The organism is Methanosarcina soligelidi (assembly GCF_000744315.1).
Taxonomy (GTDB): domain Archaea; phylum Halobacteriota; class Methanosarcinia; order Methanosarcinales; family Methanosarcinaceae; genus Methanosarcina; species Methanosarcina mazei.
Genome location: NZ_JQLR01000001.1, coordinates 3,423,314 through 3,447,001, shown reverse-complemented (window position 1 = coordinate 3,447,001; position 23,688 = coordinate 3,423,314). Strand labels below are relative to the sequence as shown.

14 protein-coding genes and 1 pseudogene are annotated in these 23,688 nt (G+C 41.6%); 7 read left to right on the top strand and 8 right to left on the bottom strand.

Features of this window, described 5'->3' with window-relative positions; all coding sequences use genetic code 11:
• Positions 1-467 precede the first annotated feature (467 nt).
• The 4 genes from M886_RS14770 to M886_RS14755 all read left to right on the top strand — a co-directional run bounded on the left by M886_RS14770 (position 468) and on the right by M886_RS14755 (position 8,914).
• On the top strand, positions 468-3,563 hold the full coding sequence (locus tag M886_RS14770; RefSeq protein ID WP_048051403.1) for a NosD domain-containing protein: 3,096 nt from the start codon (positions 468-470) through the stop codon (positions 3,561-3,563).
• A gap of 560 nt (positions 3,564-4,123) precedes the next feature.
• Positions 4,124-6,130 carry a right-handed parallel beta-helix repeat-containing protein gene (locus M886_RS14765; RefSeq protein ID WP_048051402.1) on the top strand — a complete coding sequence of 669 codons (2,007 nt, stop codon included), beginning with the start codon at positions 4,124-4,126 and terminating at the stop codon, positions 6,128-6,130.
• Positions 6,131-6,718: 588 nt separating this feature from the next.
• Complete coding sequence (locus M886_RS14760) at positions 6,719-8,083, top strand: NosD domain-containing protein (RefSeq protein WP_011032017.1); 1,365 nt, start codon at positions 6,719-6,721, stop codon at positions 8,081-8,083.
• 165 nt (positions 8,084-8,248) lie between these two features.
• On the top strand, positions 8,249-8,914 hold the full coding sequence (locus tag M886_RS14755) for a class I SAM-dependent methyltransferase (protein WP_053228905.1): 666 nt from the start codon (positions 8,249-8,251) through the stop codon (positions 8,912-8,914).
• Positions 8,915-9,029: 115 nt separating this feature from the next.
• On the opposite strand, the gene M886_RS14750 is transcribed toward M886_RS14755, so the two are convergent.
• The 5 genes from M886_RS14750 to M886_RS14730 form a co-directional block, all read right to left on the bottom strand.
• Positions 9,030-9,314, bottom strand: a complete 285-nt coding sequence (locus M886_RS14750) for a hypothetical protein (protein WP_048051401.1) — start codon at positions 9,312-9,314, stop codon at positions 9,030-9,032.
• Positions 9,315-9,448: 134 nt separating this feature from the next.
• Positions 9,449-9,847, bottom strand: coding sequence for a molybdopterin dinucleotide binding domain-containing protein (locus tag M886_RS14745; protein ID WP_048051400.1), 399 nt, complete (start codon positions 9,845-9,847; stop codon positions 9,449-9,451).
• Positions 9,847-11,091 (bottom strand): formylmethanofuran dehydrogenase subunit B, encoded by a 1,245-nt coding sequence (locus M886_RS14740; protein WP_015410834.1) that lies wholly within the window; start codon positions 11,089-11,091, stop codon positions 9,847-9,849. The genes M886_RS14745 and M886_RS14740 overlap by 1 nt, the downstream gene beginning before the upstream one ends.
• Before the next feature lie 9 nt (positions 11,092-11,100).
• Complete coding sequence (locus M886_RS14735) at positions 11,101-11,565, bottom strand: (Fe-S)-binding protein (protein ID WP_011032012.1); 465 nt, start codon at positions 11,563-11,565, stop codon at positions 11,101-11,103.
• Positions 11,566-12,038: 473 nt separating this feature from the next.
• Positions 12,039-12,320: a ferredoxin-thioredoxin reductase catalytic domain-containing protein gene (locus M886_RS14730; protein ID WP_015410832.1), complete on the bottom strand. Its 282-nt coding sequence runs from the start codon at positions 12,318-12,320 to the stop codon at positions 12,039-12,041.
• An 821-nt stretch (positions 12,321-13,141) separates the two neighbouring features.
• Between M886_RS14730 and hdrA2 the strand changes: the two genes are divergently transcribed.
• Both hdrA2 and M886_RS14720 read left to right on the top strand, forming a co-directional pair.
• Positions 13,142-15,523, top strand: coding sequence for a CoB-CoM heterodisulfide reductase HdrA2 (gene hdrA2 / locus M886_RS14725; protein WP_048051399.1), 2,382 nt, complete (start codon positions 13,142-13,144; stop codon positions 15,521-15,523).
• Complete coding sequence (locus tag M886_RS14720) at positions 15,520-17,022, top strand: 4Fe-4S dicluster domain-containing protein (protein WP_048041516.1); 1,503 nt, start codon at positions 15,520-15,522, stop codon at positions 17,020-17,022. Before hdrA2 ends, M886_RS14720 begins: the two co-directional genes overlap by 4 nt.
• Before the next feature lie 357 nt (positions 17,023-17,379).
• Here M886_RS14720 and M886_RS14715 read toward each other — a convergent pair whose 3' ends face one another.
• The 3 genes and pseudogenes from M886_RS14715 to M886_RS14700 form a co-directional block, all read right to left on the bottom strand.
• Positions 17,380-17,850 carry a universal stress protein gene (locus M886_RS14715; protein WP_015410829.1) on the bottom strand — a complete coding sequence of 157 codons (471 nt, stop codon included), beginning with the start codon at positions 17,848-17,850 and terminating at the stop codon, positions 17,380-17,382.
• A gap of 590 nt (positions 17,851-18,440) precedes the next feature.
• A pseudogene (locus tag M886_RS14710) lies at positions 18,441-19,874 on the bottom strand (IS66-like element ISMma14 family transposase).
• A 236-nt stretch (positions 19,875-20,110) separates the two neighbouring features.
• Positions 20,111-20,527: a nuclear transport factor 2 family protein gene (locus tag M886_RS14700; protein WP_048037829.1), complete on the bottom strand. Its 417-nt coding sequence runs from the start codon at positions 20,525-20,527 to the stop codon at positions 20,111-20,113.
• Positions 20,528-21,265: 738 nt separating this feature from the next.
• Here M886_RS14700 and gatE point away from each other — a divergent pair.
• On the top strand, positions 21,266-23,167 hold the full coding sequence (gatE, locus tag M886_RS14695) for a Glu-tRNA(Gln) amidotransferase subunit GatE (protein WP_015410826.1): 1,902 nt from the start codon (positions 21,266-21,268) through the stop codon (positions 23,165-23,167).
• Positions 23,168-23,688 lie beyond the last annotated feature (521 nt).

Here is a 23,688-nt window from a genome sequence, read left to right as displayed (position 1 = left end):
TTTATTTTAATGTTTATTCGAATTCAATCAAAAACACTTAAAATATATTAATTTTTCTCTTTTAAACTTAATTTATTTTGTTAACGCCGTATATTACCTCCAAATTTATGATTAACTTCACTCTGCAGTATAATTCCCATATATTCAATGCTATAATCTTTAATCTTTATATCAATTGTAATTGAATGCTGATTCCGTCAATATTCTGCTGGATATCCTGTTAATTTTGTCATGGAATGCAGTCTGAATCTTATATCAGTTTTATTTCAATAAAATAACTTCACTCTGCGTAGTCCTATAACTTTATCTCCTCCTGAAAATATTAATTATCACCAATATGTTTATATTGTATTCGCAGTTAATGTCTAACTAATTGTAGGAAGTATATTTGAAAAATTTCTTCTATGACGGGAGGAATTAGAATAAACAGAATAAGAATTTTAATACTAGCCACTCTCATATTAACATTGAGCTCCTGTGCAGGGGCAGCGGCTGATATTTATGTTAATTCTACGGATTCAATACAGGCTGCTGTTACCGCTGCGAATCAGGGCGATGTTATTATCGTTGACCCCGGAACGTATACGGAAAATGTCGATATAAACGGAAAAACTAACCTTTTAATCAAGTCTTCCGCAGATCCGGCAGATACGGTGATCGCACCTGCTGACGTGAACAAAGATGTAATCACTATACGGAACAGTAATACCGTAACAATTCAAGGATTGAATATTACTGGAGCAGGAAACGACAAAGCAGGCATTTATGTGTATAAAAGTAACAACTGTAACGTTGAGAACAACATATTACACAATGATGCACTGGGGATATATCTGAAGGGTTCGGATTACACTCTGGTACGCAATAATATAGCCACCAAAAACAATAACCCAGGCACGGGCAGAGCTATCAATATTGAACAGTCCAATTACACTGATGTTTTGAGCAACAGTGTCTTGAATCAGAGATATGGAATTTATGTTTCTGATTCCAGAGCTAACAGGGTATTGGAAAATACTGTAAACCTGAGTAGAGACAATGGTATACACGTGCAGTATGCAACAAATATTACTGTCGAAAATAACAGATTAAACTCAAATGGAATGTACGGGATAATTCTGTCAAACTCAAACGAAAACTTCCTGAGAAGTAATAATGTGTTTAACAGTACCAATAATAGTATTGAGGTTTATACTTCTTCAGGAAATGAAATCTTAAATAATATAATTTCTGACAGCTCTATAGACACGCTCACTCATGGAATTCACCTGAACACTGCATATAATAATGTCCTGAGAAACAATACTGTTTCAAAAAACGACTATGGAATAGCCATGATATATTCCAACAACAATAATGTTGTCAACAATACTGCATCCGATAATAATAGGGGCATTTACCTGGCTTATACGTCAAGCGCAAACACGGTTTCAGGAAATAAGGTGCATTCAAGCTTAAATGGCGGCATAGTTCTCCAGAACTGCAGTAACAACAATATTATCAGCAATGAAGCAACACTGAATACCGGCGGCAGTACCACCAATGGTATTATTCTCGGGGGCGCCAGCAACAATAACGTGTCCAATAATATCGCTTCCGAAAACCGCAGAGGTATTTATATAACCTCAGGATCCAGCGGAAATAAGGTTTCAGGCAATACCTTGAATTCAAATACAGGCCACGGTATTTATCTTGAAAATGCAGGTACCGATAATAACCTTAGCAGCAATGTTGCCAGTTCAAATGGTGTTTACGGGATTTACCTTGTGAATTCGAACAACACCGCCCTGTTCAACAATATCGCTACAGGCAATTCTAAAGGTATCTATGTAATGACTTCAAACGGGAACACTATCTCCGAAAATGAGGTATATAATAATAATGTAGATGTTGATAACTCAAATGGGATAATGATCTCGCTTTCCAGCAACAACAAAGTTTCAGGAAATAAGGCTTATAATAATCCGTATGGAATTTCTTTGAATTCCTCAACAAACAATAATATCTCAAGCAATCGTGTATATCTGAACAGCAGGGCCGGTGTGTACTTATGCCGTCAGAGTACTCGTAACCTTATTTTCAATAACTACCTGAATAATTCAGTGAATGCGGACAACAATAACAATCTGAGTACCTGGAACGTAACAAAAACTTCAGGTAGAAACATTGCAGGTGGGTCCAATATCGGAGGAAACTACTGGGCTGATCCTGTACAGTATAATGACCACTCCCAGATATACAAAAATAATGATGCAGACGGGGACGGCATTATTGATATCATATATGAAGGAGATCAATTAACAGACTATCTCCCGCTTTTAGAAGTTTACCTTGTGCTTCCTGAGGCGGACTTCAGCACCAACGTTACCCAGGGATATGCTCCTCTTACAGTCGAGTTTACCGACCTTTCACAAAATGCAATCGGATGGAACTGGGACTTCGGAGACGGGGCCAGTTCACCCGAAAAGAATACAACGCATACTTACTCGACAGCAGGAAACTATACAGTTACCCTGAGAGCAAATAACCTGAATGGTACAGCTTCAAAGACTGCTGCCATAGCTGTACTGCAGCCTGAACAGGAAGGAAATGGAAGTGCAGTTCTTCCTGTAGCAGACTTTACAGCTAATGTTACCATGGGATACTACCCTCTTACGGTGCTCTTTACTGACACTTCCCAGAACTCGGTATCAAGGAGCTGGGACGTTAATGGTGACGGAGTAGAGGACTCAAATGAAACAAGCTTTGTTTATACGTACAACTACAGAGGGACTTACCCAGCTAAACTGACTGCTTTCAATGCAAACGGCACAGCTGAAAAAACCGCTACAATAACTGTAGATAAAAAGAGCAGTGGCGGAAGCAGTGGTGGCGGTGGCGGTGGAGGTTCACCTGAGCCTGCAAAGAACGTCGAAGTAAAAGAACTCTCACAGGTATTCATTTCCAATGGAAAAGCCATAAAGTTTGATTTCGCCAAGAATGCAACCTGTGTTTGTTATGTAGGCTTCGATTCCAAGAAGACCGTCGGCAAGACCACCACGATTGCCGAGCAGTTGAAAAACAAATCCACACTTGTCTCCAACCTTTCAGATGGGGAAGTCTACAGGTATTTCAATGTCTGGGTTGGGAACAGCGGGTTTGCAAGCTCAAGTAACATCGAGAATCCCGAAATCGGTTTCAAGGTTGATAAATCCTGGGTCACAGACAAAAATATAGATCAGGATTCAATCACCCTTAACAGATACAGCGACAAAAAATGGGAACAGATTCCGGCCAGCCTGCTGAAAGAAGACAGCAAATACCTGTACTTTACAGCCGATGTTCCGGGATATACTTTCTTCGCGATAACCGGTAAAGAAAACGCTTCTACTGAAAAGACTGTAACTGAAACAGAAGCTGATAAGCCTGCAAATGAGCCTGTCAACTCTGATGATCTTTCAGGAGATGTGGGATTGGAACCTGCTCCGGAATCCGATAAGAAAGAAAAAACAGCCATGCCGGGTTTTGAAATTGTTTGCGGAATAGTAAGCCTTTCTGCGGCATTCATGTACAGGCGGAAGTAAAAAATTGAAACAGAAATATAGCAGATTTAATCTCAAAAATGACGGATGGAGGTTTCAATCTTCATCCCGTTTTACTTTATTTTTTTATGCATTTTCACATTTTTTGTTTCTGTTTTTTACTTACTTATTTTTATCCTGCTTTTACTCTCTTCCTTTTTCTTCATATTGTTTCAACCTCACTTTCTAACTCATATTCCTGACTTATCTTGTTCCAAAATCTTCTTTTCACAGGGAATAGGAGAAAAATATCTTAAATCTGAAAGTGAAACAATTTCAGTGAGATAGGGTATTATTCAGGAGCATGCCTGCCTGTGATAAATAAAATCTAAGGCTGGTTCGTGAAGGAGCAACTGTTAGATTGTTATTATGAAAGCTGATTTCAAACATTGAAAAAGAGAAGGTATGGAATTTACTTAAACAGACTCGAATCGATTTTCTTTTCTTTATGCACTTTTATCGCTATTATTCTGACATTATTTTCTAATAGATTTATATTATTTCATGTTTATTTCAACATGGGATATATAAATCTGAATAATAAATAACATCTGACGTGGGGGATGAACATAAACAGAGTATTTGCTCTATTTTTAGCCTTAGTAGTCTTTTCATCAGGTTTGGGTATAGGAGCTGCAGCTGAAATTACTGTCCAGCCCGGACAATCGATACAGGACGCATTGAATAGCTCAGTCTCGGGTGATGAGATTATCATAAGCCCTGGAAACTATGCTGACAATCTCAGGATAACGACAGGTGATATTACTGTCAGGTCGGCTTCCGGGAATCCTGAAGATACGATAGTGACAGCAGCCAGTCCGGCTGAAGATGTTTTTTATGTTGAAGCCAGCAACGTAACAATTACAGGGCTCGGCATAAATGGTGCAGGATATGACCGTGCCGGCGTTTATCTGATAAGATCAAATAACTGTATTATTGAAAATAATGAATTTTTAAATAACGCTCTCGGAATATACCTCAAGAACTCTACATATAACCTTATTCTCAATAATACGGCAGCAGCGGGTAAGCGAGCGGTCAATGTTGAGAGGTCAAACTACAATACAATCTCAGGAAATAATGTTTCAGAGCAGAGGTTCGGGATCTATTTCCTTGTATCCGAAGCGAACACAGCTTCGAATAATCAGGTAAGTGGGAGCGCCGACCATGGAATTGTCCTCGAAAGTTGCAGTGATACCAGCCTTATGAATAATACTGTAAGCTCAAATGAGGATAACGGCATTCACATCGTTGGTTCGACCAACAACAGCCTTACAGGAAATACAGCGGATTCAAACCTTGTCTATGGGATTTATCTGAGGGATTCAAACGGCAACAACCTTGCAGACAACAAAGCATTAAACAACAGCAGAGGTATTTTCCTGTTAAGGTCGGGCGAAAGTGAACTGTCGGGTAATGAAGTTTCAAACAATAGAAACGGCATTCTGCTAACGTCTGCAGGAAACAGCAGTATACTGTATAGCACGGTTTTACAGAACAATGCCTCCGGGATATCTTTACTTAATTCCACTTACTGCAATATCAGTGAGAATGTGCTTTCCGGCAATACACTCGGAATAGACCTGGCTTTCTCAAACAACAGTACAATCGTTAATAACAACATTCAGGAAGGAGGAAGAGGCCTTAACCTCCAGGACTCGAACTACAATATACTTGTAAACAATACAGCTCTGAAAAACAGGTATGGAGCCTACCTGCTTCGCTCTGGCTGGAATGTGTTCTCCAATAATATAGCAAGCGAAAGCGATGACCACGGTATCGTCCTGGAGAACTCAAGCAACAGTAACGAACTTAGCGACAATAAAGCAGACTCTAACCGCGCTTATGGCATATACCTCACAGGTTCAAATAATAACGATATCAGTAACAATGAAGCATCCGAAAATTCAAGGGGTATTTACCTTATGACGTCTAACGGGAACGCCCTTTTGAATAATACGGTTTTGAATAATGGAGAATATGCAATTCTGTTGGCGTATTCATCAGGTAACGATATACTGGAAAACGAGGCTTCGAGCAGCAACAGGGGTATTCACCTGAGCACCTCCGATGACAACACGCTTTCAGGCAATAATATTGTCTCAAACGGTGTTTCCGGCTTACATATGACTTCGACAAGCAACAATAACACCTTCTTTAATAACTATCTAAACAATAATGTTAATGCGGATGTTAAGCAGGGCAGTGTCGGAAATGTCTGGAATACAACAAAAACCAAAGGCACAAGCATAACAGGCGGACCATATCTGGGGGGCAATTTCTGGGGAAAACCTGATGGGACAGGCTTCTCTCAGACAACAGCCGATTCCGATGTAGACGGTATTGCCGATGGGGAGTTTAATATTTCAAACAGCGGCTATGCGGACTATCTTCCTCTTGTAGCTGTTTCCGATACAGAGCAGCCCGTAATTCCTGAAAATTTAACGGATGACGAGCCGGAAATGCCAGAAAATGAAACGGAAACGAATATTAACACAACAGAAACTAACACAACGGAAACAACTATCAGCGAGACAGAAACGGATACTTACGAAAACGAGACTGCATAAAAAAATCCGCTCAAAAAATGAAAAATAATGAAAAATATACCGGGCATGAAGTTCAGTTTACAGCCTGAAACTGAACGATTCAACCGAATTAAAGAAGACTGGATGGAGGAATAATTCCTTCATCTTAATTTTTCTTTTATTTATTGCCTGCAGGAAGTCAGAGATTATGAATACTCAGTCCTGCCGGCTGTAATGGAATGAAGTTACTCCTCTTTCTGTTTTCTATTTTTTGTTTAATGGTAGCTTCTTTGTGAAATGTCGGAAATCGGACAGTGTCTTGATGGTGGAATTGCAATCCCCGGATCAAAGAAACCCTGTTAAAAAGTACTCCGAATCATTTACAGGTAACTGCGCCGTTTTCAATTTGATTTATATCTATTTTATATGTTAATTTATATTAATCAAGTGCTAATTTAAACAAGTTTATTTATATTAGGTGTAAGGTTTTTCATTATTATCAATCATACTGTCTTTGCAGGAGAAGTTACAATAAACAGATTAATTATTTTACTTGCAGCTTTTTTTGTTCTTCTGTCAATTACCGGCACAGGAACTGCAGCTGAGATTTTTGTCCAGAAAGGAGATTCATTGCAGGAAGCTGTAAACAGTGCGCTTCCAGGTGACGTGATTATCGTAAAGCCAGGCAGTTATTACGATCACGTTACTGTAACAACGAATAACCTTGTAATAAGGTCAGAATCAGGCAACCCTGAGGATACTGTAATCGAGGGTTACAACCCGACTGCCGATGTGTTCACGATAGAGGCAGATAATATAACACTTGAAGGGTTCACGATTATGGGAGCCGGAGCTAATTGTTCGGGCTTATGCCTTCATGGGTGCACTAATTGCCTTATTGACAGCAATACATTTTTTAATGACTTCAGGGGAATATACCTGAAATCCTCTTTGAATAATGATATTTTAAATAATATAGTTATCAAAGGTGGCAGAGGGATCAGTATTGAGGAGTCTAACCACAACTCAGTTTCAAAAAATAAAGTTTCTGAATGTGGGTATGGGATCAATCTCCTGAACTCGAAGGATAACAGGATTTCTAAAAATACAGTTGCTGGAAACAAAGATTACGGCATCCTGGTCCAGTCTTCTGACAGCAATACGTTTTCCAGAAATAATGCTTCTGAAAACGGCAGAGGCATTCACATAGGAAACTCTGACGGCAACACACTTTCCAATAACAAGATTTCTTTAAACGAGGTTCACGGTCTTTTTGTCTGTCCGAAAAGCGATAAGAATCTCGTTTATAACAACTATTTCAGTAACACCCTGAATGTAGAGGCAAATAACGGAACTTCAAATGTTTACCATAAGTCCAGGACTAAAGGTGAAAATATCGTAGGCGGGCCTTACATCGGAGGAAATTACTGGGCAACACCCGAAGGGTCAGGCTTTTCGGAAACGGCAGCTGATAACAATGGAGACGGCATTGCTGATGAGAAATACCTTTTTGAAACCAGTGATTACTTTGATCCTTTGCCTCTTATAGCTTACAAGCCCCCGGAACCTGTCCTTCCAACAGCAAACCTGAGCATCAATACTCCGGAGGATTATGCCCCGCTTTCTGTACAGTTCACTGACCTTTCGGAAAACGCAACTTCAAGAACCTGGGACTTTGAAAACGATGGCGTCATTGATTCCCCGGATGAGACCCCGGTTTATACATACCCTTCTCCGGGAACCTATACCGTTAATTTGACCGCAGCCTGTGAGAACGGCACGGACACGAAACTTATAACAATAAATGTCGGGGAAAATAATGTAGCTGAGATACAGCCGGAATCAGCCCCAGGCGAGGAAAGCATGAGCACTACAGGCTCACAGGCAGAGCAGAACTCCGAACAGGAAGGGATCAGCTCTATTCCTGGCTTTGAAATGCTTTACGGGATATTCTGTCTGCTTGCTATATTCCTGTATAAAGAAAGCACAAAATAATAGTAAATGAGAATAAGCAGCTTCATAAGGAAAATATAACAGTATAAATTGAAGTTTCATAAGGATAAGGATAACAGTATAAATCGAAGCTTCATAAGGATACGGATTACAGTATATAAAAAATGAAGCTTCATAAGGAAAAAGCTTCATACGAAAAACAGTAGAGTGAATCTTTCATCTGGAGGGATCCTGATAAAGCCCTGGAAAGCCTTTGAGATGCATGCAGAAGAATACGATGCCTGGTATGAGAAATACAAACCTGCATATGAGTCTGAGCTTCTTGCCCTGAAGACCTTTACTCCTGAGAATCCGGAAAACCTTAAGGCTCTTGAGGTCGGGGCCGGAACAGGCAGGTTTGCAGCTTCTCTCGGGCTTTCTTACGGACTCGAACCTGCAAGGGCAATGGCAGAGATTGCAGAAAAAAGAGGCATCCAGATGGTACTCGGGGTTGCAGAAACCCTCCCTTTCAAAAGACAGAGTTTTGATCTTGTTTTGATCGTGGCTGCACTCTCTCTTTTTAAAGACCCGGTTCAGGCACTCCGCGAGGCTGCAGCCGTTCTTAAACCCGGAGGAAAAATCGTTGCAGGAATACTTGACAGAGACAGCCTTCATGGAGATTTTTATGAAGCCGGGAAAAAGGAAGGCAAGTTTTCTTCAGAGGCTAAATTCCTTTCAAGCGCAGAAGTGTCAGCCTGGCTTACAGGTCTCGGGTTCAAAGAAATTAAAATCTGCCAGACACTTTATATGCAGCCTGAAAAAATAGAACATATAGAACTTCCGCAAAAGGGGTCCGGGACAGGAAGTTTTGCTGTGATCTCAGCCAGAAAATAAATGAACGAATGATAAACATTTCTGCGTCAGGCCGGCAGTAACGGCTTATTATGGTGGTTAAGGCTAATCGTCAAAGATAGATTTTAAGATCAACTTTCTACTTAATCTCAACCTGCTACTTTATTTTGCTCTGAATTTCACTCAATCTCTTTTTTCCGATCTCAATTAATTTCATCAGTTTACTGTATTCGTTTTCTGATATTAAAATTCCCGGAGTTAAGGTTTTCACATTACTCCCTTCAGAGTAAAGCAGAATTCCATTCCAGGCTGCAAAATGAGAACCTGACAGGTACTCGCAGGGCAGTTCCCATCTGGATTTTACGTTTTCAAAGCCGTCAAAGATATAAAAAACAGTTCCGTTTTTCAGGGTCCGGGTAAATCTAAGGAATACATCAGCCATGCTTTCATCCTCATGCCAGAGAAAAAACTGAAAGGGAAGAAGATAAATAAGAAAAAAATTTCCGTTTTTAAGTTCCCTTTAAAGGCTTTTTTGTTTCTTAAGCCTGTCAGGAGACAATTAAAACCCGAGCAGAGTTAAAGCCCAAGTTCAGTCAGTTTTTGCCCTTTCGCACTGGTGACGGTCACGGAGATGTCTTTAAATTTAGGGATTCCCGTACCGCCGGTTTCGTCCGAGACAAGCATATTTGACCATGGGCTTTTAGGCATATACGCAATGCCTCTGTGAGATGGCTCATATCCTGATTCTTCGGCTTTGACCACAACTGTTCCGAAAGAGTTTTTCAGGATTACGGTTTCGCCTTTTTTCACATTCAGCTGCTTGAGGTCTGCAGGGTCCATTTTTATTACGGCAGAGCGGTCCCTGTACTCTTCCCCGAACCGGTTTTCAATCATGGCTTTGTCCTGAAAGATATCCCTGTAGGTTACAATCTTTACCTTTATTTCAGGGGCTTTAAGAAAAGATCCGAAATCCATCAGAGAGCCTCCATTATCTTTTTGAGAACTGTTTCATCCGAAGGGCGTTTTGTCTCAACGGCAGGCTTAAAGTCAACCTTCACTCCGTCCATACGTATTGCACTTCCTCCTGACTCTACTCCATCGATTGCAGTGCTGATGTAAACTTTTGCATTTCTGGATGTGAGGGTTTCACAGGGGTCGAGCACGATCACAGGGACTTCAAGCAGGTTCTTTGCAATAGACCTGGGAAGGATTGAGAACGGGTCCGAACCAATGATAAGTGCGGCATCAACTGTTTTTTCTTTAAGAGATTCAACGACAGAATATTCCGGCCCGTGTTTCACAGTTCCGTCTTCAAATTTTACACTGTTCACGTACCCGGTTTCCTTAAAGAGGTTTTCATTAAAGCCCCGCGTATTGTACTGTCTTATCATGGGTACGAGATGGAAGTTTGCTTTTTCGTTCAGGGCGTTCATGAGCCTGATAAAATGTTCGATGTTTTCCAGAGAATAGACAAGACCACGCCCTACGAAAACGACGCCGAATTTTGCCCCTTTGAGGATATTTGCCAGCTCAAGGATTCTCTTGGGGGGGAAGTTGTAAGAGGTTTTTGGGAGCTTTCCGGCAAGCGCTGCAATAAGGGCGTCAATAAACTCGGCATCTCCTCCCGGAGGAATCTGGAAGAAATAATTCCCGCAGATCTTTGCAGTATGGGACTTCCGGACATCTATGCAAATTGCAGTCCTCTCTTCTTCCCAGCCTCTCTGCTTTTCAGTCCCCCTGGGGAAATAGGCGTATTTAGAAAGTTGACGCGGGTGGGAGTCCGAGGGGTCTGTTCCCCAGAAAATAGAAACATCGGCTTTGTTCCTTACATCATCAAGAGTGCAGACCTTGGTTTTGTTGTTAAGGAGAGCTTCAATTACTTCACCAAGGCTAAATGAAGAAGCATCATCCAGAGTTGCACTGGTTTTTTTTGCAAGCTCGATCGCAAGTTTCTGGGCTTCGTTGCTGGAAGTCCCAAGACCGAAAATCAGAGGGTTTTTTGCATTCTTCAGGATAGTTGCAGCCTCGCTGATAGCAGTTGTTTCGTCTACGGGTTTATTGTCTACCAGGAAAGCGGCACTTTCCTTCCCGTCTTTCATGTGGGCTACCCCTATCCTGCAGGCAGTATAGACTTTATTTATTTTATTATTTTCAACATCTACTTCTATGTCATCGCAGAGCATCCCGCAGCCTGTGCATACGTAATAGTTTTTCTCCATCCTCTCGCCTCACACAAACTCGATTGCCTCTACAGGGCAGGTCACTATACAGCCATTACAGAGGATCTTATTCTTCCCGAATCTGCGGCACTCCCCCAGGTTCTGGGCTTTCACAACTCCATCTTCGACGGTCAGGACAAGCCTGCCAGGATTCGTTGGGGCTTTTCCCGAGCCCACTCCGTAGGGGTCATTTGCTACATTCGGAGGGCAGGCAACCACGCAGTTCCCGCAACCAAAACAGAGGTCTTCATGAACTATAAGTCCGGTTTCGGTTGCTCCTTCCGAAGGCTTGAAAATCTCGCTGAGTTTTTCATAACTTTCTTTATATTTGGGTTCCTCTTTCAGGGGCGGGCAGTCCTCGGGTGTCAGCTCGCGGGCCATAAGGGCAACTGCAAAAGCCATACATGAGGTTTTTCCACATTTTTTGCAGTTAGTCTTTGGAAGCATCTGATAGAGTTCCATTGCATTTGTCATTACAGGTCACCCTTGAGTCAAATTTGTGATTTAATTTATCTTGAATTTAATTATATTAAAGAGGATGGCAGATTAGCCATATGTCATTATTGCCACACAGGCATATGGGGTTAACCGAATATTTCCTCTTTAAAAAGGTCCGGTTTGAAGGAAACGCTACTTGATAACATCAGGTGTTTGAATTCCTGCATATCATGCTTTAATATATTTAGTTAAAGAGATGAATGTAATCTACCTTAAACTATTGCTTTTTAATTCTCAATGTTAATCTTAATTTACAGTGTTAACTGTTTCCAGAAACCTGGGAACAATAGTAAAGTTCACACTTTCTGCAGGCTGAAAGACAGTATTATGATGTGAGTGAATGATTTGAGCGGCTGAAAGAAAGGAAAAACTTTCAGGTATTTCCTCTCCCGCCTTCTCCATCTGTATTTGACACCTGCTTTCCGAGAATGTCTGATATAGCAGCTGGATCAGGAAGGCTTAAAGAAAAGTTCGCAGTGACAGTTCCCGTCTTTTTCAATTTCATCCTTATGGTATACGCAGGGGCAAACTATTTTCTTGTCCTCGCTCTCATCCCCGGTTACTATCCTGCATGGGCAATAACGCCTGCCGAACCTTTCTACCCTTGAAGCGAGCCCGTCAAGGACGTAGTCAAGGGCTTCTTTGTCCGGATTAAGCCTGAAGCCTGCCTTGTTTGCATATTTTTCTGTCCATTCGTACATCTTATCTTTTAATTCATCGTGTTCACTCATGTAGAATTCCCTCCTGTTTTTGTAGGAGTGATACTGGTTATTTACAGGATCTCGTATACGTAAGTATAGTTCTATGGTCAGGAATATTTTTGTTCTTACAATTGCTATATATTTAACTGTTCAAAGCTCCTTAAATACTATTTCAATCTATTCCCAAAGGAGTTTCCCTCATATACGAGAAATTATTTGATAACATTCGGTACTGATTGATCGATTACGAATTAAGTTCTCAAACTATAAATCAATTAGTAAGCGGTATAAAAGCTATTGAGCTGTGCTCCTTATTTATTCAGGTTCACCGGAAACTTATACATAAAGCTTGAGATTAATCGGAAAGTTAATATAGATATATTTATAATATTCGTAACATAAATAGCATCTGTAATATATAAATCATGTTTTGCATATCTTGAAATTATCACGGAAACTGCCGGAAAAATTACTTAAAAACTACTGCTTCTCTATCCATTATTATAAGGCGCAGGTCAAAGGTTTCCACAACTTTTACAAATAAAGGTTTTGATTTTGTATAAAACGGCTACATATTTATCCTGTTTGAGAGAAAATTTATATTGAGATTTATAAACCGAAATCATACTTACTGAAAAGCCAGAAAGAAAGCTTTTCCATGATGTGCAGATAATTTGCTGGGCCAGAACTGTTCAGTGACTATTTTTCTGCACGGCTGTTAATCCTGCAGAATATTCTGCAGAATCAGAATTCTGAACTTTTAACTTACAAATTATATTATAATCATATAACAAAATATATGCCATAGGTCAAACTCTAGGACTATTCATGGATATCAGGAGTAAACAAGCATGAGAATCGGAGTCTACATTTGCCATTGCGGACTGAATATTGCAGGAGTAATTGATGTTTCAGCCCTTGAAGAAATGGCAGGTGAACTGGAAGATGTGGTGCTTGCCCGGGAAGTACAGTTTCTATGTTCCGATTCCGGACAGGAAGGCATCATAAAGGACATAAAAGATAATAAAATCGACAGGGTTGTGATAGCAGCCTGTTCCCCAAGGCTGCACGAAAAAACATTCAGGCATGTCATGGAAAAAGCCGACCTCAACCCTTACCTTATGGAAATGGTAAACATAAGGGAGCAGTGCTCCTGGGTACACGCGGATGACCCCCAGATGGCGACCCAGAAGGCTTTTGACCTGATAAGGATGGGAGTTGCAAAAGCCCGTTTCCTGAGGGAATTGAGCGCGACAAGCTCTAAAGCCAGCAGAAATGTCCTTATCATAGGCGGAGGGGTTGCAGGAATAGAAGCCGCCTTAAACCTCGCAGAAGCCGGCTTTCCCGTAACCATGGTAGAAAGGGAATCCACAATCGGGGGCAAAATGGCTCTTATGAATGAGGTATTCCCGACAAACGACTGTTCTATCTGCGTGCTTGCCCCCAAAATGACTGAAGTTCAGAACCACCCCAACATTACTCTTTATACATATTCTGAGGTCACAGATATCTCAGGTTCCGTTGGAAAATTCCATGTTAGGGTCACACGCAAACCCAGGTTCGTTCTTGAAGACAAATGTAAAGGCTGTGTTGACCTTTGCTCAGAGGTCTGTCCCGTAGAAATAGAAAACCCCATGAACTATGGGATTGGGAAGTCCCGGGCAATCTATATGCCAATTCCGCAGTCAGTCCCGCAGGTAGTGCTTATAGACCCTGACCACTGTGTAGGCTGCGGACTCTGCCAGCTTGCATGTCCTGCAGAGGCTGTGGACTACGAGCAGAAACCCGAAGAAATAGAGTTCGAAGCAGGGGCAGTGATTGTTTCAACAGGCTACCAGCTCTTTGATGCTTCCCGGAAAAAAGAATACGGGTTTGGAAAATACCCTGATGTCATAACGAATATGCAGCTTGAAAGGATGCTGAACTCCGCGGGACCCACAGGTGGGAGAGTCCTTGTGCCTTCAACAGGTCAGCCTCCAGAGAGTGTCGCATTTATTCAGTGTGTCGGGTCAAGGGACAAAACCGTAGGCAACGAACACTGTTCAAGAGTCTGCTGCATGGCAGCCCTTAAAAATTCCCAGATGGTTAAGGAACGCTACCCTGGTACTGATATCACGATCCACTATATAGATATCCGGGCTGCAGGGGAGATGTATGAAGAATATTACGCCAGGACGCAGGGGATGGGTGTGGACTTCATCCGGGGAAAGGTCGCTGAGGTCTACGCCGGCGAAGACGGAAGGCCTGTTGTCCGCTACGAAAATACTCTTGAGTCCAGAGTTGAAGAAGAAGCTCACGACCTTGTTGTGCTTTCCACAGGGTACGAGCCGAGCAAAGCCGCAGAAGGAATTGGCAGGATGCTTAACCTTGCCCGGCGCCCTGACCGCTTTTTTGCAAGCGCACACCCGAAAATGCGCCCTGTTGATGCTCCGGTGAGCGGAGTCTTCCTTGCGGGCTGCGCTTCGGGACCCAAAGAGATCCAGGTTTCCATAGCCCAGGGCAGTGCCTGTGCTTCCAAAGTTATGCAGCTCCTGGGCACGGGAGAACTTGAAGCTGACCCCATGGGTGCACATGTTGACCCTGATAAATGTATAGGCTGCAGGACATGTGTTGAAGTCTGCAAGTTCGGAAAGATAAGCATTGTCGATAAAAAGGCTGTCGTTGACGAGGTTTCGTGCTACGGTTGCGGTGACTGCAGTGCTGCATGCCCGGTAGGTGCAATCCAGATGCGGAACTTTGAAAATGAGCAGATTCTTGCGCAGGTCAGAGCTGCGACATCCCATAAGTCCCAGTGCCCCTTTGTTGTCGCTTTTCTCTGCAACTGGTGCAGTTATGCCTGTGCAGACCTTACCGGAATGTCCAGGATACATTACCCGACAAACATAAGGGTTATCCGTACCATGTGTTCTGCCAGGATAAACCCGGAGTTCGTCCTTGAAGCCCTCAAAGGCGGAGCTGACGGTGTGCTTGTTGCGGGCTGCAGGATGGACGAATGCCATTATATTCACGGAAATTTTGATGCCAAAAAGCGCATGGACGTTTTAAAAGAGGTCATAAAGGAAATAGGGCTTGACCCGAAAAGGCTCAGGACACTCTGGATCTCGGCTGCAGAAGGAGAACGTTTCTCGAACACGATTACCGAGTTTGTAAAGGAACTTGAAGAAATAGGGCCCATAGGGAGTGAACTCAAGCAAGAATACACCGCAACCGGACTCGAGGAGGTGGCTAAATGAGCGAGAAACTTCCGGAACATCCCGGAGAATGTCCTGAAAAATGCCCGGACCAGGAAATTCACGTATGTAACGGGTGCTGTGGTACCGGAGAAGGAGAAGAGCCTGAAATAGGAGAAAACGAGGTTTCGGGTCTGGATTCTGAAGATTTAGAATTTGAAGAGCCTGAAGCTGCAGTTTCCGGGGACAGCGAGGGTGAGGAACAGGAAAAGATCACGGTCACAACCAGTATGGACATTCAGGGAACTCATTTCATTTACACTCAGGCTACTGAGAAGTCCCTCAAAATCCTCGATTACGATTACAAGCGTTGCAATGGCTGCGGTATCTGTGCGGAAATCTGCCCTACAAAAGCCCTTGAAATGGGCCCGCTGCATGAGATCGCAACCGGGCTTGATGCCCCTGCTGTAATGATGGACCTTGAGAAATGTACGTTCTGCAGGATGTGCTCAAACCTCTGTCCTGTGCATGCCATTTCCTTTGAAGCGGTTGGAGAGGTCCCTGATGAAAAACAGTACCCTAAATACGATACCTTTGTAAATATCAATGAAAAATGCCTGCCCTGCCTCCTCTGTGAAGGAGCCTGCCCGCAGGACGCAATAGAAGTGGAATTCACTTTTCCGAAAAAGGAAGAGATCGCTCCATTTAAAGAAGGTGTGGAAGGTGAGATTGAAATTGATCTCGAAAAATGCAACTTCTGCGGGATCTGTGCTAAATTCTGCGACGCGGTTATTCTGCTTGAGCGCGAACCCACTCCTGACAACCCTGTACCTTTTGAGCAAATTCTTGTTGATACTGACAGATGTGACTACTGTGTGCTCTGCCAGGATATCTGCCCTGAAGAAGCAATAAAGGTTAAAGGGGAACGCCCCTGTGAAGCCCCAAAGGTGGAAGGAAAAGTAAAAGTAGACGACCTGAAATGTACCCAGTGTGCCCGGTGCCAGGCTGTCTGTCCTTATGAAGCTGTTGACCTCCAGAAGCCCATGGAAGGGAAACTGAGCCTTATCGAGGTTAATTTGAAGGAATGTGATCCCCAGGGCTGTCGCGGCTGCTTTAATGTCTGCCCCTCGGATCTCTGGTACGTGCCGACAGACCCTGAAGATCCGCGCAAGATAGCTTTTGCCGAGGAATACTGCATGTACTGCGGAGCCTGTGTGAAAGCCTGCCACCTTGATGCCATAAAGGTGGAAAGAACTGATGTCCACCACACCGAAATTCCTGATACTCCCTGGGCAACCCAGTGGAGGGATGCGATCGAGTCCCTGAAAACCGGCTCAAGGAAAGGAGTTGACCGCGCAGTCTTCAGGGAAACGGAAACCCTCAAAGCCCAGAAGTTTATGGGTATAGAGCCTCCGTGTACTGATGAAGAGGCGCTTGCAGCCGTGCAGGCAAAAATCGATTCTCTCATTCCTGTACTCAAGAGCGCAAAAGTCAGGAAGCTCTGGGAAACAGACTCCCCGGAAAATACTGCTGCAGCAGTTAAAAAGAAGATTGAGGGCTGAAAATCTGACGAAATCTGTAAGGTTCCGGATTTACTATCCTTTTCTAAATTTATTACATTTTTCTAAAAAATCTGCGACCGGGCTGAGAAGGCTGAAAAAATACTTTCTTACCCGGAAAGCCTGTTTTTAATCTCAGGTTTCAGAGCTCTCTTCCATTTATCCCGGCGCCCTGCAAAGAAAACAGAGGGATATTGAAGGTCAGAAAATAAAAGGGAAAATTAGAAAATAATGTTTGAAGAAACTATAAAGATAAGAAAGGTGTGTTACAGCCAGTGGCGCTGTTCAAGTCAGATAATTGCTTCCTGTCCCCTAAAAAGCGCTTTTATATTCAATCTCCAGATACACACTTTTCTATGTTCAATTTTCAGATACGCACTTTTCCTTTACAACCAGAACAGGTATCTTTGAGTGCCTGACCATATTTTCCGCAACGCTGCCCAGAAGGAGCCTGTCAAGTCCGGTTTTTCCCAGGCTGCCCATGACAATGATATCCATTTTTTCCTCTCTGGAATAGCGGATAAGTTCGGCTGCCGGATGCCCTTCAAGCAGGACAGGCTCTACCTTTACTCCTCCCATTTCACCTGTTCCTGCTACATAGTTTACAGCCTGGACACCTTCTTTTTTCAAAACTTCGCGCATTCTTTCCCAGTCCAGGTCTACCGCCATAGAAGAAAAATAATCCGTTGATACAACATAGACTGCGTAAACAGTCCCTCCGCTCAGGCGTGCTATTTCTATGGCATGATTGGCAGCCATCCTGGAACAGACAGAGCCATCGGTTGCAATCATTATTTTCTTAAAACTAACATTTCCCATGAAGAATCCCATTTACTTATTTCCCCGCAAGAAATATAACAGCATCGCGTCCGGTAAGTATGCAAAGCAGGCAAATTTTAATTCTGGAGCTTCTTTTGAAAATGATGTTAAAGAAAGCAAGAACAGTTATTTTCGGATGACCTGCGATCAGTTCAAAACTATACTTCTATATATGGGAAAAAATTATTGTATTAATTATGGCAGACTTTCTTGGGAATTTCCTATCCGCTTTGAAACAGAATATTCCATATTTAAAAGACCGCGACGTAAATTCTGAAATAATGCTGGGAATATTGATGCATTTATTCCTGGTCGTTTGCTTTATCGGTTTATTTGGTTTGTTAGTAATGAAGTTTATGTAATTTCAGTAAAATGCAGTCTCTATTCAACTGTTGTATAAAATATTCTATGAAATAATTTGAAAATCAACAATATTATCCTAAAATTTTAACAATTTTTAATCTTCTATTTTAACTCCAGACTTTTCCAATATTTTCGATCTTTTATTCTTATATAACATTCTGACTATTTCCAACTTTGTTTTTTGTTTCACTTCCTTTCATAAGCAAAATAAAAAATAAAGGTTAAAAATACGTAACTGCTCAGAGTATAGTTAACGGCGCTCCTATGAGCGCCGCACGAATACCCTCTAAAACAGGTAAACCGTTCTTTTTTCCTGTAGAAATGTACGCCCTAATTCTGCAGAAAGCTTGCGCTCCCATTGCTTTTCTGAAAGTTCCCGATATTTTCTGCTGTAGTTTCATCATCCTGATATCTCTTTCTGCCTGATTATTATCAAATGGAACTTTCAAATCTGTCAGGAATCTCAGAATCTTTTCTTTGTGTTCTATAAACCTATCCAGCAGATTCCTTGATTTTGTTTTTGGATTTTTACCGCGTTTTCCCTGTTTTTCAGGATTTAGAGAATGCGGATTTTCTTCAAGCGCTCTAATGATAATTGCATCAAACCTTTCTTCCAATGCTTTAATTTGCTCAAAATCAGGTTCTCTTAATTGCTCTTTACACTCATCAGTGTATTTCTTCATCTCAGTGAGCAGTTCATTCATCTCTTTAGCCCATGTCTGTTTATAGTTCTCTTCAATTCCTGTAAGTTCTCTCTGTAAATGAGCGTTACACAGAGCATGATCACAATCATAAACGTTGTAAGGTTTCCATCCATCATGAACTGCTACTCCCTTAAACTTCGGAAGAATTCCCATAGCATCTATTGCTTCTGCTCCTCTTTTTGTATGAGCAAAATAACATGTGTATTTTTCATTAGAAGCTACATGAAGCCAGTGTCTTTTTCCTTCAATCTTCATACCAGTTTCATCAAAATTGATTACAGGCGAGGCTAATAACTTCTCTCTAATAACGTTTTCAAATTCCTCTAAATTCTGGAAACATTCTCTTTCTGCTCTAATTATCGTAGCAGGACAGATTTTTATTCCCATAATGTCTTCAAATAACTCAGAAATTCTATCATAAGGAACAAACTGGTAATTTTTACAGTAAATAGCTGAAGCTAAAATATTAGGGCCATACTGAACCGGATATTTCACTGATTCGGGAAAAACGGCTTTATTCAACTTTCCACAACAAGGACAGGTTTTAATCTGACTTTTATGTTCTGTAACAATTAGATTTACGGGAGGAATGTCAAAGACCTGTCTTCTCTCATAAGCTTCAACTTCAACATTCTCAAGGGTAGATCCGCATTCTTTGCAGCAGGTCAAAGAATGTTCTATTACCTACTCAGGATGATCAACCATATCAAGAGTCGTGCCTGGATGACCTTCCTGACCTCCAGGTTTCTTCCCGCTTGGTTTACGCAGACTCTTGGGATTAGGTTTCTCTTTGACAAAATAATCAGTAGAAGGAGGTCGACTGCTGTTACGACTGTTTTGATTTAAACGAGATTCTAAGGCTACAAGTCTTTCAGTGAGTTCTTTAACTTGAGATTCTAAACTCTCAATGTAAGCTACAATAATTTCAGGATTTGAAGCACAGTAAGAAAGAATCTCATCACGTTTCATAAAGCTAAAAAGGAATCATTTTATATCCAATTTTTCCTCGGAACGAGGAAAAATGTGTAGCCTCGTTAAGGCTACCTGAATAGTTACAAAAATACAGGAGAAATTCAATTGCATGGAGAAGTTCAATTATATTGAGAAGTTCAATTATATTGAGAAGTTCAATTATATTGGGAATTCAATTATATTGGGAATTCAATTATATTGAGAAGTTCAATTGATCCCTGCCAGGAAAGCATTTAATCAAAAAACTGGCTCTGGTCCGGGAAAGAAAAATGTCCCTGCACTATGAGCCATCTATTTTCGCGTTTCTCAAAAACTTCTGTAATCCTTGAAGAAAATTTAGTTTTTCTCCCGTCAATCTTCGCCTTGAAAACGGCATCCATAGATGCCCATGCTACATTGCCAACCGCGGAAACTGATATCCATTTATATTCGAGACCAGGTTCTTCAATTTGAGACCAGTCGCGCTCAAACTGGGATTTAATAGCTTCAGAGCCCATAAATTTTTCATCTGCACCGGTGCCGTATATAACGACATCGTCATCAGGTGCAATAAGAGACATTGCACTTTCCAGGTCGTGTTTTGCATAACTCTCGGCAAATTTTTTCAGAACATCCATGACTGCTTTTTCTGTTTCACTGTCTGCTTTCATAGCGTCTCCCTCAAAATTATTAGCTAATTCTGAATAACAGTGAAAAGATTTAAAGATTCTTCTTTGTAACATTTTAGTGTATGTTTTATTTTATGTACAAATTTTAAGGCCAGGTCTTTTATTTCTCTGAAAATAAGAATATGTGGTGCAAAATTCTGCCTTTTAAGTCCAGAAACTTTCTCTGCTTAAATGTGACAGTTAATATTAATTTCTTTTTCAATTTACTTTTTAGCCGTTTTTTATTCACTCTTTTAACTTCTTTTGTTATCTTCTTTTGTTATCTTCTTTTGTTATCTTCTTTTGTTAACTTCTTTTGTTATCTTCTTTTGTTATCTTCTTTTGTTATCTTCTTTTGTTATCTTCTTTTGTTAATTTCTTTTTCAGTTAAATAAACCCATTAACTACTTTACTCTTATATACAGAGATACCTTTATACATTCTACCACACCTTTTACATTCAGTTTCTTGTTAATATTATTATATTGACAACTGCCAGCGCAGCACCTAATAAGAGCTAAGAAATGGACAAGGCGCAGAAAAAGGGTTAAGAGAAGAGGGAAATAGCCAGCCGATTAGCCAGCCGATGGACTTAAAAGTAAAAGGAGAGCAAAGAGAGCTAGATTTGAAGTAAAAGTTAAGGAAAGCCAGGGTAAAGCTGAGGGAAATTAAAGAAATCAATGGAAAACCAGAGAGAGTTAAAAGGATCACGGCGCTTCCTGCTTAGATTCGGGTGAAATCATGGAAAAATACGATTACAGTGAACTTGGGCTGAAAGCCGGGCTTGAAATTCACCAGCAACTGGATTCTAAAGAGAAACTTTTTTGCAGGTGTCCGACCCTTATAAGGGACATCGAGGATTCGGACTTTGAATTTTTCAGGTACCTCAGGGCTACGGAAAGTGAGATGGGAGAGAAAGACAGGGCTGCGGTGGAGCAGACCAAAATCAGAAGGAAGTATATTTACAAAGCTTATGACACTACCTGCCTTGTCGAAAACGATGAGGAACCGCCAGGGGAACTCAACAGGGAAGCTCTGGACATCTCCCTCGGGGTTGCAAAGCTTTTCAATATGAAACCCGTAGACCAGATGCATGTGATGAGAAAGATCGTGGTAGACGGGTCAAACACCAGCGGCTTTCAGAGGACTGCGTTTCTTGCGAGCGACGGAAATATTGAGACTTCGGAAGGTCGGTGCGGAATTGATAGCCTCTGTGTGGAAGAGGAAGCTGCCCAGAAAATAGAGGAAATCGGAGACTCAATCATTTATTCTCTGGACAGGCTTGGAATCCCTCTCGTTGAAATCGCCACCGCTCCCGATATTAAATCCCCAAGGCATGCACGTGAGGTTGCGGAATATATAGGAATGGTCCTCAGGTCTACAGGGAAGGTAAAGAGAGGGCTGGGCACAATCAGGCAGGATGTCAATATCTCAATTGCCAGAGGCGCAAGGGTTGAAATCAAAGGGGTTCAGGCCCTGGACCTTATAGAAGACATTGTCCGCAGGGAAGTTGAAAGGCAGTTAAACCTTCTCTTTATCAGGCAGGAACTTCTTGAAAGAAAAGCCTTTGTCTGCGAAGAAATCTATGATGCAACAGGGCTTTTTGTGGATACCAAATCCAAAGTCCTGCAGAAAGGTATAAAAAAGGGAGCGATCCTGGCTGCCCGCCTGAGAAAATTCAACGGGCTTGTGGGCAGGGAGGTCCAGCCTGGAAGAAGGCTCGGGACTGAGTTTTCGGACAGGGCAAAAACTGCAGGTGTTGGGGGAATCTTCCATACAGACGAACTTCCTAATTACGGGATAACAGAAAAGGAAGTGCAGGCTTTAAGGGACGCTATAGGTGCAAACCCGGACGATGCAATTATCATGGTTGCGGATGAGCCCGAAAAATCCAGGCTTGCAATCGAAGCGGTGATTCTCAGAGCAAAAGAAGCTATCGAGGGAATCCCCGAGGAGACCAGAAAAGCCCTGCCTGATGGAAACACTGCTTACATGCGTCCCCTGCCAGGTGCAGCAAGAATGTACCCTGAAACCGATGTTCCTCAGATAGAGATCTCGCAGGAATACTTTGATTCCATAGAAGTCCCGGAGCTCCTTACGGAAAGGGCAAAGAGGTTTGCTTCCGAAAGCGGCCTGAATAAAGAACTTGCTGAAAAGATAGCTTATTCGAAATACCTTCCTCTTTTCGAGGCTTTACTGGATACCTACAGCGATAATGAACACGTTAATTCAACACTGATTGCCAGGACACTTGTAGGAATTGTCCCTGAGATCAGAAGAAACGGGGCTGAAACTGACAACCTTACGGATGAGCACTTCAGTGGGGTTTTTGCAGCAATATCAAATCAGGAAATCGCAAAAGAAGCCATCCAGGATCTTTTGACCGCACTTGCAAAGGAGCCTGAAATAACAGTCCAGCAGGCGATTTCAAATCTCGGCCTGAGCGCCTTTGATCCCGAAGAAATCGAAAATTTCATTAAAAATATGGTCCGGGAGAAAGGAGATTTCATTAAAGAAAAAGGCCCTGCAGCCCTTGGCCCTCTTATGGGCATTGTCATGAAAGAGTTCAGAGGAAAGGTTGACGGAAAGATCCTCAGCCATATGCTGAAAAGAGAGATAGATAGCTTTATTAATCAGGGGTAATCCCTGATCTTTTTTCCCATTTTTTCCGCTATTTTTTGTTATTTTTTCTTCTATTTTTTCTGCTACTTTTTGTTATTTTTTCTTCTATTCTTTTTCTTCTATTTTTCCTGCAATTTCTTCCAGTTTATCTCTTTTAAGGTTAATTTTTTGTTAATTTTTCGTTCCTGTGTTTTCTTTTTAATCCTTTCGCATCTTTAATAAATTTTTTAAAAGAAAGGATGTTTTCTTTGCTGACATGCGATAAAACAGGTCTTAAAACCTGTTCACTTATTATCTATGTAAGTTAACTTTTTATATTAACTAAAAGATCTTCTTACTTATAACATAAAAATTCAGTTGATAAGTATGCTATAATGCTATTTCAAAATCATACAATATCAAAAGACTTAATTCCTTTCTTTCGGGGTTGAGCTTGCAAAAGGGGGATATGGGTATGACATACTACTTTAGCCTGGCATATTTAAGTTTCTTCTGAAACTACTAAAAATGCAACTGAACTACAAAGCTTCTTACAATAGTGG

Coding starts and splice junctions, on each gene's coding strand:
- M886_RS14740 (WP_015410834.1), bottom strand. CDS start 11,091: ATGGAGAAAAACTATTACGTATGCACAGGCTGCGGGATGCTCTGCGAT.
- M886_RS14745 (WP_048051400.1), bottom strand. CDS start 9,847: ATGGATTTCGGATCTTTTCTTAAAGCCCCTGAAATAAAGGTAAAGATT.
- M886_RS14765 (WP_048051402.1), top strand. CDS start 4,124: ATGAACATAAACAGAGTATTTGCTCTATTTTTAGCCTTAGTAGTCTTT.
- M886_RS14715 (WP_015410829.1), bottom strand. CDS start 17,850: ATGGGATTCTTCATGGGAAATGTTAGTTTTAAGAAAATAATGATTGCA.
- M886_RS14750 (WP_048051401.1), bottom strand. CDS start 9,314: ATGGCTGATGTATTCCTTAGATTTACCCGGACCCTGAAAAACGGAACT.
- M886_RS14700 (WP_048037829.1), bottom strand. CDS start 20,527: ATGAAAGCAGACAGTGAAACAGAAAAAGCAGTCATGGATGTTCTGAAA.
- hdrA2 (WP_048051399.1), top strand. CDS start 13,142: ATGAGAATCGGAGTCTACATTTGCCATTGCGGACTGAATATTGCAGGA.
- M886_RS14735 (WP_011032012.1), bottom strand. CDS start 11,565: ATGACAAATGCAATGGAACTCTATCAGATGCTTCCAAAGACTAACTGC.
- gatE (WP_015410826.1), top strand. CDS start 21,266: ATGGAAAAATACGATTACAGTGAACTTGGGCTGAAAGCCGGGCTTGAA.
- M886_RS14720 (WP_048041516.1), top strand. CDS start 15,520: ATGAGCGAGAAACTTCCGGAACATCCCGGAGAATGTCCTGAAAAATGC.
- M886_RS14730 (WP_015410832.1), bottom strand. CDS start 12,320: ATGAGTGAACACGATGAATTAAAAGATAAGATGTACGAATGGACAGAA.